The sequence below is a fragment of the Paucibacter sp. KBW04 genome, from assembly GCF_003852425.1.
GTDB lineage: Bacteria > Pseudomonadota > Gammaproteobacteria > Burkholderiales > Burkholderiaceae_C > Paucibacter_A.
The window spans coordinates 57733-71674 of record NZ_QAJN01000002.1; the positions used below are offsets into that span (position 1 = coordinate 57733).

Sequence of the window (13942 nt, forward strand, 5' to 3'; positions counted from 1 at the left end):
CGTCTTGCCGCTTTGAGGGCCCGCGGCGAAAAACAAGGCCTCAGGCCTTGCGGCGCTTGCGCAGCACCAGACCCATGGCGGCCAGCGCCGTCAGGCTCAGCACGGCCATCTGAGGCTCTGGAACCTTATTGCTATTGGAAATGGGAACCAGGCTCAGCCCGCCTTGGTAGGCGCTGTAATGCTTGCTGCCCCAGCCCTGCTCCACCACGACCAGGGTCCAATCACCGGCGCTGAGGCTGACGGGCGCCAAGCTCCACTGCTCCACCCAATTCAAGCCACTGTTCCAGTTGCCCGCCTTGGACTCGGTGAAGTCCACACGCGTGACGCCATCAGACTTGAGCAGGTAGGCGCTAGAGATATCGATGGACGGCAAGGCAGTGCCGGTGCCCAAAGTCTGCAGGGTGCCCGAGACCAAGCCGGCCTGCTCCAGATGCAAGCTATAGCTGTCCTGCGTCTGTGCGGTGAATTTGATATTGTCCTTGCCGAACTGAGCCGGCGCGCTGGCGCTCAAGGTGATCGGCCCGGCCATGGCTTGGCCGGCAGCCGCAAGCAGCAAACCCGCCAATGCGACGTTCATCGTTTTCTTGTTTCTCATGGCTTCACCCCCTGTGTTTTGAAAGCGACCTTCGCCTGTGATTCTGGGCGGACGTCTATCCCTAGTTTCTTGTTTGGAATGCTAGTGGATCAGGCAGGGTGTTCACCCCCGCAGGCGAGGGAGACTTGGGCGATAGGCGTGGAAAACGCACGAGTTCTCTTTGCAGATCGCACGGCTGAGCAAACCAGGTGGAGCCCAGCCAGAAACAACAAAGCCGCCCGGCTTGCACCGGGCGGCTTTGAATTATTCCCTGGCCAAGGCCAGTTTGAGTCGATCAGGCCAGCTTGCCGTGGCAAGCCTTGTACTTCTTGCCGCTGCCGCAAGGGCAAGGATCGTTGCGGCCCACATGGCCGAACTGTGCCAGTTGGGTCTCGGGCGCCGCTTCCTGTGACACCGAGCCATCCTCGTTGGGGTGGGTGTAGGTCACATTGCTGACCGCTTCCGCGCGTTGCTCGATGGCCTCGGCGGCGCGGGTCGCTTCTTCCTGCGACTGGATGCGCACATTCATCAGGGTGCGGGTGACTTCCATTTTCACCACATCCAGCATCTGCGAGAACAGCTCGAAGGCCTCGCGCTTGTACTCTTGCTTGGGGTTCTTCTGGGCGTAGCCGCGCAGATGGATGCCCTGGCGCAGATAGTCCAGCGCGGCCAGATGCTCGCGCCAATGCTGGTCAATGCTCTGCAGCAAGACCATGCGCATAAAGGGCGTGAACTGCTCGATACCCACCCGCTCGATCTTCTCGGCGAAGACGGCGTTGGCGGCCTTGACCACCTCTTCCACGATCTCTTCGTCGGTGATGGAGTTGCTCTTCTCCACCATGGCCGTCAGGGGCACTTCCAGCTGCCATTCATCCTTGAGCACGCGCTCCAGGCCGACCAGGTCCCACTGCTCTTCCAGGCTCTCGACCGGCACAAAAGTGCGTACCACATCGTTCATGGTGCTGGCGCGCAGATTGGCGATTTGCTCGGTCAGGCTTTCGGCCTCCAAGATGTCGTTGCGCTGCTCGTAGATCACCTTGCGCTGATCGTTGGAGACGTCGTCGTACTCCAGCAACTGCTTGCGGATGTCGAAGTTACGGGCCTCAACCTTGCGCTGCGCGCTCTCGATCGAGCGGCTGACGATGCCGGCCTCGATCGCCTCGCCCTCGGGCATCTTCAGGCGATCCATGATGGCGCGCACGCGGTCACCCGCGAAGATGCGCATCAGCTGATCATCCAGCGACAGATAGAAGCGCGAAGCGCCCGGGTCACCCTGGCGACCGGCACGACCGCGCAGCTGGTTGTCGATGCGGCGGCTCTCATGGCGCTCGGTGGCGATGATGCGCAGGCCACCTGCGGCCTTGACGGCGTCGTGCAGACCTTGCCACTCGTCCTTCAGCTTCTGGATGCGCACAGCCTTCTCGGCTTCGGGGATGGAGGCGTCGGCTTCCAAGACCTTGATCTGATTCTCAACATTGCCGCCCAGCACGATGTCGGTACCCCGACCGGCCATATTCGTGGCAATGGTGATCACGCCCGGGCGACCGGCCTGGGCCACGATCTCGGCTTCCTTGGCGTGCTGCTTGGCGTTCAAAACCGCGTGCGGCAACTTGGCCTTGGTCAACAGGGCCGAGATCAGCTCGGAGTTCTCGATCGAGGTCGTGCCCACCAGCACCGGCTGGCCGCGCTCGTGGCAGCTGCGGATGTCGGCCGTGACGGCGTCGAACTTTTCCTTATTGGTCTTGTAGACCAAGTCCTGCTCGTCCTTGCGCTGACGCGGACGGTTAGGCGGGATCACCACGGTCTCCAGACCGTAGATCTCCTGGAATTCATAGGCCTCGGTATCGGCCGTGCCGGTCATGCCGGCCAGCTTGCCGTACATGCGGAAGTAGTTTTGGAAGGTGATCGAGGCCAGGGTCTGGTTCTCGCTCTGCACCGCCACGCCTTCCTTGGCTTCCACCGCCTGGTGAAGGCCATCGCTCCAGCGGCGGCCGGTCATCAGGCGGCCGGTGAACTCGTCCACGATGGTGACTTCGCCGTTTTGCACCACATAGTGCTGGTCACGGTGATACACATGGTGCGCGCGCAGAGCGGCGTACAGGTGGTGCATCAGGGTGATATTGGCGGCGTCGTAGAGGCTGGCGCCTTCGGCCAGCAGACCGGCCTCGGCCAGCAGGCGCTCGGCGTTGTCGTGCCCGTCTTCGGTCAGATAGATCTGGTGCGACTTTTCATCGACGGTGAAGTCGCCCGGCTCGATCACGCCTTCACCGGTGCGAATGTCCAACTCGCCGATTTGCTTCTTCAGCTTGGGCGCGACCTGGTTGATGGCCAGATAAACATCGGTCTGGTCATCGGCCTGGCCGGAGATGATCAGCGGGGTGCGCGCCTCGTCGATCAGGATGGAGTCCACCTCGTCGACGATGGCATAGGCCAGCGGACGCTGCACCCGGTCACGCACCTCGTGGACCATATTGTCACGAAGGTAGTCGAAGCCGTACTCGTTATTGGTGCCGTAGGTCACGTCGGCGGCATAGGCGGCCTGCTTTTGCTCACGCGGCATCTGCGGCAGGTTTACTCCCACGGTCAAGCCGAGGAAGTTATAGAGCTTGGACATCCACTCGGCGTCGCGCTGCACCAAATAGTCGTTGACCGTCACCAGATGCACGCCCTTGCCGGTCAGCGCATTCAGGTAGACAGGCAAAGTCGCCGTCAGCGTCTTGCCCTCGCCCGTACCCATTTCGGGGATCTTGCCATCGTGCAAAACCATGCCACCGATCAGCTGCACATCGAAGTGGCGCATCTTGAAGACACGCTTGCCGGCCTCACGGACCACGGCAAACGCCTCGGGCAAGAGTGCATCCAGCGATTCGCCCTTGGCGACCCTAGCCTTGAACTCATCGGTCTTGGCCCGCAGAGCAGCGTCGTCGAGCTGCTCGTACTGAGGCTCCATCGCGTTGATTTGCTGAACGACGCGGCGATAACCTTTAAGCAGGCGCTCGTTACGGCTACCGAATATCTGGGTGAGAAGCTTGGGCAACATGCAGCGTGATGGTTTTATCAATGGACGGGGACGGCAGATGCTTGTGGTCACGCACCATCCCTCGCTGAGATCCTCATCGCCGGCATCGCTGATGCCAGGCAGGAGGTCCGATTTTGTTTTCTAAATAGTCTGTCTTCTGGACGCCGGGTTCATATGGGGCGGCCGTGACGCTATGCAATAGCTGCTGTGCAGCTTTCGCGTTCTAGCGACGCCAGCCTTGGCTTACCAAATCCACCGAGGTGCAAAACCTTGGCAGTTTAGCATCCGGGTATGTGGGACTTTTCTGCGCCAAGCCGGGAACGAGTTGCGCTCTCCGCACCCGGCCCGCAGCCAAGCACGGCGGACTACACTGCGGGCCATGCGATCCAGCTTCAGACCTCGCTCTTCGCCGCCCTCGCAAGGTGGGCGGCAAGTACCCGACCCCATGCCGATTGCCAATGCCTTGGCTCAGAACGAAGGCCTGGCCAGGCTGGGCATTTTGCTGCGCGAATCGAACCGAAGAATGGACATCATCAAGCCTGCCCTGCCCGGTGCGCTCACGCGCTTCGTCAAGCCCGGGCCGGTGGACGAGGAGGGCTGGACCTTGTTGGCAGCGAACGCCGCCATTGCGGCCAAGCTGCGCCATCTGCAGCCACGCCTGGAGGCCATGCTGGCTGAAATGGGCATGGTGCCCGCCAAGGTTCGAGTCAAGGTTCAGCAACAGGGAATTTGAGAGCCGAAAAGCAAAACGGCCGCTGTGATTGCCTGTGAGGGCTTTCACAACGACCGTTGCTTGATTCTGGTGCCGGCTATCGGATTCGAACTGATGACCTACCGCTTACAAGGCGGTTGCTCTACCAACTGAGCTAAGCCGGCACAAGCCAAAGATTATAGGGGCATTTTCCGCCCCTCAAATTCATTTGACGCGTTTTAGTGCGGGACGGCCGGCACCGGGGGCGGGGCCGTTAGGTTCGTCGTCGCCATCGCCAGGCGTTTGCGCAGCCGCAGGTGCAGCGGTGGCGGCGCCCTGCTCGGGCTTGGCCACCTCCTCATCGCCCTTGCTGGCTGGAGTCGGGGCCAGGCGCAGACCGGGCTTGGCCTGCGCAGGCGCCGAAGCGGGCGGCTGCGCCGCTTCGCTTGCAGGCGCCAGGCTGGCAGCGGTCACGCCGATGGCGCTGCTGCCGCCTTGCGCGTTGGCAGCCGTGGTATCTGGCGGCGGGAAGGCCATGCCCTGCCCGTTCTCACGCGCATAGATGGCCACCACATGATCGACCGGCACAATGATCTCGCGTGCCGTGCCGCCGAAGCGCGCCTTGAACTGGATGAACTCGTTGCCAAGGTCCAGGCTGCTGGTCGCTTCGAAGCCAACGTTGAGAACAATCTCGTTATTGCTGACGTACTCCATCGGCACCTGCACAAACTTGTCCACATGCACCGCGATATAGGGCGTGAAGCCGTTGTCGGTACACCAGTCGTGCAGGGCGCGAATCAGGTACGGCCGCGTCGAGCTGCTCGCTCCTCCGCCTGCCCCTGCGCCTTTGTCGCTGCTTTGATCCATGAGGCTGGCTTTACTTGCGCATGACCTTTTCGGAGGGCGTCAGCGCTTCGATATAGGCCGGACGCGAGAAGATGCGCTCGGCGTACTTCAGCAGCGGCAGCGCGTTCTTGGACAGGTCGATGCCGTAGTAATCCAGACGCCACAGCAGCGGGGCGATCGCCACATCCAGCATCGAGAAGTCGTCACCCAACATGTACTTGTTCTTCAAGAAGATGGGGGCGAGCTGGGTCAGGCGGTCACGGATCTGAGCGCGCGCCTTTTCCAACTGCTTGTCAGCAGCCTTGACGGCTTGGCTGCGGCCTTCCAGCACATTGACGTGGGCGAACAGCTCCTTCTCGAAATTCAAGAGGAACAGACGCACACGAGCGCGTGCCACCGGGTCGCCGGGCATCAGCTGGGGATGCGGGAAGCGCTCGTCGATGTACTCATTGATGATGTGCGACTCATACAGAATCAGGTCGCGCTCAACGAGGATGGGCACCTCGTTGTAGGGGTTCATCAAGGCGATGTCTTCGGGCTTGGCGAACAGATCAACGTCGCGGATTTCGAAGTCCATGCCCTTTTCAAACAGCACGAAGCGGCAGCGATGCGAGTAAGGGCAGGTGGTTCCAGAATAAAGCACCATCATGGCGGCAGGCTCCGAAGGGTCAGGTAGAAAAATTCGCGGTCCATCACAGAGGATCCGCACAAAAGGCAAACGCAGTGGGTCGCTACAAGAGCAATCCACTGCGCTTTGTGGCCCGTCACCTGGCGCAAAAAGCGCCAGCTCGAGCCTCCCAGCTTTACTTCACGTCTTTCCAGTACGCGGCATTCAAACGCCAGGCAAACAAGGTCAGCACACCCAAGAACAGCAGCACGACCACACCCAGACGGAAGCGCTGCGCCTGAGCCGGCTCACCCATCCACTGCAGATAGGCCACCAGATCGCCGACCGCGCTGTCGTATTGATGAGCGTCCAGCTGGCCGGGCGTCAACTGCTCAAAGCCCTTGAACTCGTGCACGGTCTTGCTGTGGTCATGTGGATCTTGCACTTCCTCAAACTTGGCTGCGCGCTGACCTTGCAATTCCCACAGCACATGCGGCATCGCAACGCTGGGGAAGGCGAGATTATTCCATCCCGTGGCCTTGCTGTCGTCGCGGTAGAAAGTCCGCATATAGGTGTAGAGGTAATCAGCCCCCGAACCCTTGGATCCATCGGCGCGCGAACGGGCGATCACGGTCAGGTCGGGCGGGGTCGCGCCAAACCAGTCCTTGGCCTGCTTGGGGTCCATGGAAATCTTCATCTGGTCACCCACCTTGTCGGCGGCGAACATCAGATTGCTCTTGATCTGCGCTTCAGTCAGACCCAGATCGCGCAAGCGGTTGTAGCGGTTATAGGCCGCCGAGTGGCAGTTCAGGCAGTAGTTGACGAACAGCTTGGCGCCGTTTTGCAGCGCCGCCACATCCTGCATCTTTTCCTTGGGGAACTTGTCCCACTGGATGCCACCGCCGGCAGCAAAGGCGCCGGAGACCAGGCCAAAGCAGGTCAGCAGCGTAGCGATGAGTTTCTTCATTCTTTGGACTCCGTTGCTTTTCAGTGGGCGTGGAAGGTCACACGATCGGGCACTTGCTTGAACTGCCCCAACTTGCTCCACCAGGGCATCAAGAGGAAGAAGCCAAAGTAGAAGATCGTGCCGATTTGCGACACCAGGGTGCCCAGATCGGTCGGAGGCTGAATGCCCAGATAGCCCAGCACCAGGAAGAACACCACGAACACGGCATAGACATAGCTATGCCAGCCCGGACGGTAACGGATGGACTTGACCGGGCTGTGATCCAGCCAAGGCAGGAAGAACAAGATCACGACCGCGCCGCCCATCACCACCACGCCCCAGAACTTGGCGTCGAAGATCTTCAGCAAGAAGCAGGCTGCCGCAGCAATCACCAGCACGGCCAGCTTGGCCTTGGCGTTGAAGCTGCCCTTGAGCACCGCCAGCAGCGCCGACAGGCCGATGATGCCCACCAGCACATTGACCATGGTGTCGGTCGTAGCGCGCAGCATCGAATAGAAAGGCGTGAAGTACCAGACCGGGGCGATGTGAGCCGGCGTCTTCAGCGGATCGGCGGGGATGAAGTTGTTGTACTCCAGGAAGTAGCCACCCAACTCCGGCGCGAAGAAGATGATGCCGGTGAACACCATCAGGAACAGGCAGACGCCGTAGATGTCATGCACCGAGTAGTAGGGATGGAAAGGCACGCCGTCCAGCGGGTGACCATTCGCATCCTTGGGCGCCTTGGGGCCCTTGATCTCGACGCCATCGGGGTTGTTGGAGCCCACTTCATGCAGCGCGATGATGTGCGCCACCACCAGGCCCAGCAGCACCAGCGGCACAGCGATGACGTGGAAGCTGAAGAAGCGATTCAGGGTGGCGTCGCCGACGACGAAGTCACCGCGAATCAGCAGGGCCAGGTCGTTGCCCACAAAGGGAACGGCGGCAAACAGATTCACGATCACCTGGGCACCCCAGTAAGACATCTGGCCCCAGGGCAGCAGATAGCCCATGAAGGCCTCGGCCATCAGGCACAGGAAGATGCCGCAACCGAAGATCCAGACCAGTTCACGCGGCTTGCGATAAGAACCGTAGAGCAGGCCACGGAACATATGCAGATACACGACGACGAAGAAGGCCGAAGCGCCCGTCGAGTGCATATAGCGGATCAACCAGCCCCAGGGCACATCGCGCATGATGTACTCAACCGAGGCGAAGGCCAGGGCCGCATCCGGCTTGTAGTGCATCACCAGGAAAATACCGGTGACGATCTGGATCACCAGCACCAGCAGTGCCAGCGAGCCGAAGATGTACCACCAGTTGAAGTTCTTCGGAGCGTAGTACTCCGACATATGCTCTTTGAAGAGCTTGCTCGCCGGGAAGCGGTTGTCTACCCAAGTCATGAGCTGTTCGCCCATGGGTGCGCCAGCGGGAGCTTCTTTGAATTCAGCCATTTTGACCTCTGTCCTTTAACCTGTTTTGGCTTGCCTTGGCCAGTCTTGGCCTGCCTGGGTTTTAAGCCGCCTTGTCTTCGCCAATCAGCAGCTTGGCGTCGGACAGGTACATATGGGGAGGCACTTCGAGGTTATCCGGCGCGGGCTTGTTCTTGAACACGCGGCCTGCCAGATCGAAAGTCGAGCCATGGCAAGGGCAGAGGAAGCCACCATGCCAGTCATCCGGCAGCGAGGGCTGAGGGCCCATCTGGAATTTGTCGCTGGGCGAGCAACCCAGATGCGAGCAGATTCCCACGACCACCAGGAATTCGGGCTTGATCGAGCGCGCAGCGTTCTTGGCATAGGCCGGCGTCGGGTAGGCCGTGCGCGCCGAATTCGGATCTGCCAGCTCGTTGTCGAATTTAGACAGCGCTGCCAGCTGCTCGGGCGTGCGTCGCACGATCCAAACCGGCTTGCCACGCCATTCCACGGTCAATTTTTCACCCGGCTTGATGCCGCTGATGTCCACTTCCACCGGTGCCCCGGCGGCCTTGGCGCGCTCAGAAGGCGTGAAAGTACTGACGAAAGGCACGGCGGTGGCTACACCGCCAACGGCGCCTGCGCAACTTGTGGCGATGAGCCAGGTACGCTTGCCGTGGTCCACTTGCTGGTCACTCATGAGGATCCTCAAACGAGACTTCTGATCGGGGGCAACCCGGGATTCTAACGGACTGTAGGACCCCCTAGCCTATCAGGCTGAGGCCCACTGGTATCCACACCACAATATCAGTGTTTTACCGCTGGCGAAGCTGTCAATCCGCCCTCCATCATGCACCGAGGCATGAAACACAGTCTTGCTTTTCAACAACAAATACGGGCTTAGCCCTCTCTATTTTGGAGTTTTCCATGGGTTTCTTTTCCGAGTTCAAAGAGTTTGCCGTCAAAGGCAATGTGGTCGATCTGGCCGTCGGCGTCATCATTGGCGGAGCTTTTGGCAAGATCGTGGACTCGATCGTCAAGGACCTCATCATGCCCATCGTTGGCAAGATTTTTGGTGGCCTAGATTTCTCAAATTACTTCATCCTGCTGGCCAACCCGCCGGTGGACTTCAAGGGCCCAATGACTTACGAAGCCCTCAGCAAGGCCGGTGTACCCCTGTTTGCCTATGGCGCCTTCCTGACCGTGCTGGTCAACTTCCTCATCCTGGCCTTCATCATTTTTCTGATGATCAGGCAGATCAATCGCCTCAAGCGCGCCGAGGCACCGGCCGCTCCCGCCGAAGCGCCCGCCACGCCGGAAGACATCCAGCTGCTGCGCGAAATCCGCGACTCGCTCAAGCGCTAAGCCCTCAGACGGCCCGTGCAAGACACCCACGGTTTTGCACGAGCCGACTCAGGCAAGGCCTACACGCTCAAGGCCTGTAAGCAAAGGTTTCAGTGACCGCAGGTGTTAGCTAGTTGACACGAAGGCGGCCCACAAAACACCCGGCAGCCCTTGCCGGCATGAATTCGGCGCGATACTTCGGGCAAACACTGTAGCGAGAACACTACAGCCCAGGTCCTCCGCGCTCATGAATCCCTCCGAATCCCGTCTCAACCCTCATTTGGAGGCTGCCCTCCAACGCATTCGCACGGCCGTCGAACAGGCGGCCGAGCGCTGCGCCGAGGGCTTGGGCCTGTCGGCCCTGTCGGCCGGCATGATCAAGCGCCGCGACGCCTTGCTCGCCGCCCAGTTCCAGTTCCGCAAGCAGCAAGGCCTTTTTGCCCAAGCCTTCGGTCAAAGCCTGCGCAAGCAGATCAGCGAAACCCGGCAGGAAAGCCTGGCCGCTGCCAGCCCCCGCAAGGAATGGGCCGAACTCTCCCTGATGGACGACGAGCAGGTGGACGCCCTGGTGGCCGCCGACCGCATTGGCCTGGCGATTGGCCACCAAAGCGAGTGGGAACTGCGCGAGGTGGAGTCTTACGTCGCCAGCCTGCAACTGGGTGAACGCCACCCGCTGCGCCCCGAGGCCATAGGCCAGGCGCTGCTGAGCGCGGTACACGCCGTCAGCGAAGAGGCCGAGACCCGACAAATCCTGGTCGATGAGCTGACCCGGGCCATGGCCCAGGAAATGCGCGCCTGCTACGCCGATATCGCCGCACTTTTCCGCAGCCGGGGCCTGCGGCCTCAAGATTTGCGGGTGCGCGGGGTGGAGTCGGCTGGCGGCGCTGGGCAATCCACCCGTTCTCCTTCGCTTCACTCCATCAGCGGCCAAGCGCTGGACTTTCGACGCTCCGAAGCCGGGCAGTTGCCGGGAGCTGGCCCTGGCGGCGGTGGATCGGGCTGGGGCCCCTCCGGCGGCGGCATGGGCAACTACCCCAGCACGGGCATGGCTGCCAGCGGCGGGAGTGGCGCTGGCGGCAGCGTAGCCTCCGGCGGCGGGCTGGGCCAGATCGACCCTCAGTTGATGGACCTGCTGCGCCGCTTGGCCCAGGCCAGCCAAGCTCAGCCCAGCATTCCCGGCGCCTTGTCGACCGGCTCAGGCGGCGGCAGCGCCGGCTTGGATCCGACCCATTGGCCTAGCGAGGCCAGCACCCTGGCCGGCGGCCTGCCCGCCAATCTGATCCAGCTGCACCGCGAAGAACTGCGCCAGGCAGCCACCGGCCGCCTGGACCATATGGTCATCGACGTGGTCAGCAGTTTGTTCGACCAGGTGCTGTCCGACCCCAAGGTGCCGCCGCAGATGGCGCGCCTGCTGGCCCGCCTGCAACTGCCTGTCTTGCGCGCCGCCCTGGGCGACCCCAGCTTCTTCTCCACCCGCCGCCATCCGGTGCGACTCTTCGTCAACCGCATGGCCTCGCTGGCCTGCGCGTTTGAAGATTTCAGCGAAGACCCAGGCCGCGCCTTTCTGAGTCGCGTGCGCGAGTTGGTCGAGGAGCTGGTGGCCGGTGACTTCGAGCATATGGCGGTCTACACCGCCAAGCTGGACGCGCTTGAGCATTTCATAGCCGAGCAGATCAGCACTGGCCTGCAATCGCAAGGCGAGCTGACCAAGCTACTGGCCCGCAAGGAAATTGATCTGCGCCTGCAGCAGCGCTATGCCAAGCACTTGGCGGCCGCCTTGCAAGCGGTCAGCATGCCGGACTTTCTGCGCGACTTCTTGGCCCAAGTCTGGAGCCAGGCCATCATGCGCGCCAGCCGCGACCTGGGCGGCGCGCCGGAGCGCATCCAGCGCTTCCGCCTGCTGGGCCGGGATTTGGTGATGAGTGTGCAGCCCAAGGGCCGCACCGCCCAGCGCCAGGTCTTTCTGGGCCAACTGCCCAGCCTGATGGCCACCTTGGGCGAAGGCTTGGACCTGATCGCCTGGCCAGAGGCCGCGCGCAAAAAGTTTTACGGCGACTTGCTGCCCGCCCATGCCGAGTCCTTGAAAGGCCAGGCGCCCAGCCCGCTGGAAGCCAATTTGCTGAGTCGGCAGCTGGACACGATTTTTGCCGTCGCCACGCCCGACGAGCAAAGCCTGGCTCAGGACCCATCCAGCGACGAGGCCACGACCCAGCCGGCCGCGCTGGGCGAGCTGGATCTGGACCTCAATCTGGGCCTCAGTCATGCCGAGGCCAGCCAGGTCGGTCTGATTCAAGAAACCAGCGTGGACTGGCAGGGTGCGCTGGACATCGACCTCAGCGCCGAAGCGCCGCTGCAGGCGCTAGACATCAGCATCAACGGCCTGCCGGCCGCCAGCGAAGCGCCCGAACCCAGCAGCGGAGAGCTGCTGATCGAGCATCTGCACGTGGGCTTTTCCTACCAGATGCGCACCGGCGAGCAGTGGCAAAAGGTGCGCCTGGCCCATGTCAGCGCGGGCCGCAGCTTTTTCATCTTCACCCACGGTGCCAAGCACCAGCAGACGGTCACCATGACGGCCCGCATGCTCAGGCGCTTGTGCGAGTCCAAGCGTCTGCGCGCCTTCGAGAACGCCTATTTGCTGGAGCGCGCCATGGCCCGCACCCGCAAGCAGTTGGCAGCCATCGGCAGCAAGCCCTAAGCGCTCAGTCGGCGCGCGATGCGAATGGCCGCCAGCAAACTGGCCGCATCGGCCAGGCCTTGGCCAGCAATGTCGAAGGCCGTGCCGTGATCGGGGCTGGTGCGCACAAAAGGCAGACCCAGGGTCACATTGACGCCCTGCTCCACCCCCAGATACTTGACCGGAATCAGGCCATGGTCATGGGTCATGGCCACCACCAGATCGAACTCGCCGGGGTGCTCGGCCGTGTCGCGGGCGCGCATAAAGACCGTGTCCGGCGCATAGGGGCCGCTGGCATCCAGGGCCAGGCTGCGCGCGCGGGCGATGGCCGGGGCAATGTGATCGATCTCCTCGCGCCCGAACAAGCCGCCCTCGCCCGCATGCGGATTCAGGCCGGCGACCGCGATGCGCGGCTGCTTGAAGCCAAAACGCAGCAAGGCCGCATGGCTGATGCGAATCGTCTCCAGCACCGAGGCCTCGCTGATGCGCTCAATCGCCTCGCGCAGGGCGCAGTGAATGGTCACCAGCACCGTGCGCAATTCCTCATTGGCCAGCATCATGCGCACCGGCGGCATCTGCCCGTCAATTGCAGCTAGGGCCTGCAGCATCTCGGTATGGCCGGGGTAGTCCACGCCGGCGGCATGCAAGGCTTCCTTGTGGATGGGCGCGGTGACGATGGCGCTGCCCTGCCCTGCTTGCAGCGCCTGCACCGCAGCGCGTATGCACTGGGCCGCAGCCGCACCTGCCTTGGCCTCAATGCGGCCCTGCGGCAAATCGATCAATCCCGCCTCCAGGCCCGGCGGCTGCCAAACCGGCAAGGTGCCCGGCGGCACCGGCTCGTCCACCGAATCCAGCTGCAAGACCGGCAGGCTGGCGCCGACTTGGCGCAGAGCCCGGCGCAGCACCGCCACATCACCCACGACCCGGCAGTCGGCCGCCTGGCCTTGGGCAAAGGCCCGCGCAATGATCTCCGGGCCTATGCCGCAAACATCGCCTTGGGTGATCAGCAAGGGGGAAGGCTTGGCGCTCGTGCTAGTGCTCATGCGGGATTGGCGATGTCGATGAATTGCTGGCTCAGGCCGAACTGCTGGGCCAGATGCTGGCCCAGGGCCTGCACGCCGTAACGCTCGGTGGCGTGATGGCCGGCGGCCATAAAGGCCACGCCCATCTCGGCGGCGTAGTGTGCTTGCGGCTCGGAGATCTCGCCGGTCACGAAAACATCGGCCCCGGCCGCAATCGCCGCCTCGAAATAGCCTTGCGCGCCGCCCGTGCACCAGGCCACGCGGCGGAGGGGGCGGCCGTCCCCTGCTGCCTGCACCGTGCTGCGGCCCAGCGTCCTTGCGATCTGGGAGGCCAGATCGTCCAGACTGATGGGCTCGGGCAGCAAGCCCAGCCAGCCCAGATCCTGCTCACCAAAACGGGACTCGGCCGTCCAGCCCAGAACCCGACCGAGCTGCGCGTTATTGCCAAGCTCGGCATGCGCATCAAGGGGCAGGTGATAGGCAAACAAATTGATGTCATGCGCCAGCAGCTTGGCCAGGCGCTGCTTCATCCAACCGGTGACGCGGCCGTCCTGCCCGCGCCAGAACAGGCCGTGGTGCACCAGGATGGCATCGGCCTTGGCGGCGATGGCCGCATCGATCAAGGCGGCACTGGCGGTCACGCCGCAGACCAGATGGCCAATCGCCTCCCGGCCCTCGACCTGCAAACCATTCGGCCCATAATCCTTGAAGCGAGCGACTTCCAACAAGGAAAGCAGATGGCGGTCGATCTCGTTTCTATGCGTCATGGCGTGTGGTGTGAAAGTACACGGTTAGAAAAAAGGATTGGGG

The 13942-nt window shown here is 62.3% G+C and carries 12 protein-coding genes and 1 tRNA gene; 3 read left to right on the forward strand and 10 right to left on the reverse strand.

Annotated features, from left to right (window positions below):
* Positions 1-40 precede the first annotated feature (40 nt).
* Together DBR47_RS03815 and secA are read right to left on the reverse strand one after the other, a co-directional pair.
* Positions 41-577 carry a hypothetical protein gene (locus tag DBR47_RS03815; RefSeq protein ID WP_124447113.1) on the reverse strand — a complete coding sequence of 179 codons (537 nt, stop codon included), beginning with the start codon at positions 575-577 and terminating at the stop codon, positions 41-43.
* Positions 578-869: 292 nt separating this feature from the next.
* Positions 870-3614: a preprotein translocase subunit SecA gene (gene secA / locus DBR47_RS03820; protein ID WP_124447115.1), complete on the reverse strand. Its 2745-nt coding sequence runs from the start codon at positions 3612-3614 to the stop codon at positions 870-872.
* A 424-nt stretch (positions 3615-4038) separates the two neighbouring features.
* Here secA and DBR47_RS03825 point away from each other — a divergent pair, with 424 nt between their 5' ends.
* Positions 4039-4326, forward strand: coding sequence for a hypothetical protein (locus DBR47_RS03825; RefSeq protein ID WP_124447117.1), 288 nt, complete (start codon positions 4039-4041; stop codon positions 4324-4326).
* A gap of 67 nt (positions 4327-4393) precedes the next feature.
* Here DBR47_RS03825 and DBR47_RS03830 read toward each other — a convergent pair.
* The 6 genes from DBR47_RS03830 to petA form a co-directional block, all read right to left on the reverse strand.
* A tRNA-Thr gene (locus DBR47_RS03830) sits at positions 4394-4469 on the reverse strand.
* A 40-nt stretch (positions 4470-4509) separates the two neighbouring features.
* Positions 4510-5151 (reverse strand): ClpXP protease specificity-enhancing factor, encoded by a 642-nt coding sequence (locus DBR47_RS03835; protein WP_124447119.1) that lies wholly within the window; start codon positions 5149-5151, stop codon positions 4510-4512.
* A 10-nt stretch (positions 5152-5161) separates the two neighbouring features.
* Complete coding sequence (locus DBR47_RS03840; protein WP_124447121.1) at positions 5162-5779, reverse strand: glutathione S-transferase N-terminal domain-containing protein; 618 nt, start codon at positions 5777-5779, stop codon at positions 5162-5164.
* A gap of 154 nt (positions 5780-5933) precedes the next feature.
* A complete protein-coding gene (locus tag DBR47_RS03845; RefSeq protein ID WP_124447123.1) occupies positions 5934-6704 on the reverse strand; it encodes a cytochrome c1 in 771 nt (256 codons plus the stop codon).
* A 20-nt stretch (positions 6705-6724) separates the two neighbouring features.
* Positions 6725-8134, reverse strand: coding sequence for a cytochrome bc complex cytochrome b subunit (locus DBR47_RS03850; RefSeq protein WP_124447125.1), 1410 nt, complete (start codon positions 8132-8134; stop codon positions 6725-6727).
* Positions 8135-8195: 61 nt separating this feature from the next.
* Positions 8196-8792 (reverse strand): ubiquinol-cytochrome c reductase iron-sulfur subunit, encoded by a 597-nt coding sequence (gene petA / locus DBR47_RS03855; RefSeq protein ID WP_124447127.1) that lies wholly within the window; start codon positions 8790-8792, stop codon positions 8196-8198.
* A 227-nt stretch (positions 8793-9019) separates the two neighbouring features.
* Between petA and mscL the strand changes: the two genes are divergently transcribed.
* The gene (gene mscL / locus DBR47_RS03860) at positions 9020-9457 is read left to right on the forward strand and encodes a large conductance mechanosensitive channel protein MscL (protein ID WP_124447129.1); all 438 of its coding nucleotides are present in this window, start codon (positions 9020-9022) and stop codon (positions 9455-9457) included.
* 226 nt (positions 9458-9683) lie between these two features.
* Positions 9684-12131, forward strand: coding sequence for a DUF1631 family protein (locus tag DBR47_RS03865; RefSeq protein ID WP_124447131.1), 2448 nt, complete (start codon positions 9684-9686; stop codon positions 12129-12131).
* Here DBR47_RS03865 and pdxA read toward each other — a convergent pair.
* Both pdxA and DBR47_RS03875 read right to left on the reverse strand, forming a co-directional pair.
* Entirely contained in the window at positions 12128-13153 is a 1026-nt protein-coding gene (gene pdxA / locus DBR47_RS03870) for a 4-hydroxythreonine-4-phosphate dehydrogenase PdxA (protein WP_124447133.1), read from the reverse strand. The two genes, DBR47_RS03865 and pdxA, sit on opposite strands and share 4 nt — an antisense overlap.
* Entirely contained in the window at positions 13150-13899 is a 750-nt protein-coding gene (locus tag DBR47_RS03875; protein ID WP_124447135.1) for a Nif3-like dinuclear metal center hexameric protein, read from the reverse strand. Before DBR47_RS03875 ends, pdxA begins: the two co-directional genes overlap by 4 nt.
* Positions 13900-13942 lie beyond the last annotated feature (43 nt).

Coding starts and splice junctions, on each gene's coding strand:
- pdxA (WP_124447133.1), bottom strand. CDS start 13,153: ATGAGCACTAGCACGAGCGCCAAGCCTTCCCCCTTGCTGATCACCCAA.
- DBR47_RS03825 (WP_124447117.1), top strand. CDS start 4,039: ATGCCGATTGCCAATGCCTTGGCTCAGAACGAAGGCCTGGCCAGGCTG.
- DBR47_RS03845 (WP_124447123.1), bottom strand. CDS start 6,704: ATGAAGAAACTCATCGCTACGCTGCTGACCTGCTTTGGCCTGGTCTCC.
- DBR47_RS03835 (WP_124447119.1), bottom strand. CDS start 5,151: ATGGATCAAAGCAGCGACAAAGGCGCAGGGGCAGGCGGAGGAGCGAGC.
- DBR47_RS03850 (WP_124447125.1), bottom strand. CDS start 8,134: ATGGCTGAATTCAAAGAAGCTCCCGCTGGCGCACCCATGGGCGAACAG.
- petA (WP_124447127.1), bottom strand. CDS start 8,792: ATGAGTGACCAGCAAGTGGACCACGGCAAGCGTACCTGGCTCATCGCC.
- DBR47_RS03840 (WP_124447121.1), bottom strand. CDS start 5,779: ATGATGGTGCTTTATTCTGGAACCACCTGCCCTTACTCGCATCGCTGC.
- DBR47_RS03865 (WP_124447131.1), top strand. CDS start 9,684: ATGAATCCCTCCGAATCCCGTCTCAACCCTCATTTGGAGGCTGCCCTC.
- mscL (WP_124447129.1), top strand. CDS start 9,020: ATGGGTTTCTTTTCCGAGTTCAAAGAGTTTGCCGTCAAAGGCAATGTG.
- secA (WP_124447115.1), bottom strand. CDS start 3,614: ATGTTGCCCAAGCTTCTCACCCAGATATTCGGTAGCCGTAACGAGCGC.
- DBR47_RS03815 (WP_124447113.1), bottom strand. CDS start 577: ATGAACGTCGCATTGGCGGGTTTGCTGCTTGCGGCTGCCGGCCAAGCC.
- DBR47_RS03875 (WP_124447135.1), bottom strand. CDS start 13,899: ATGACGCATAGAAACGAGATCGACCGCCATCTGCTTTCCTTGTTGGAA.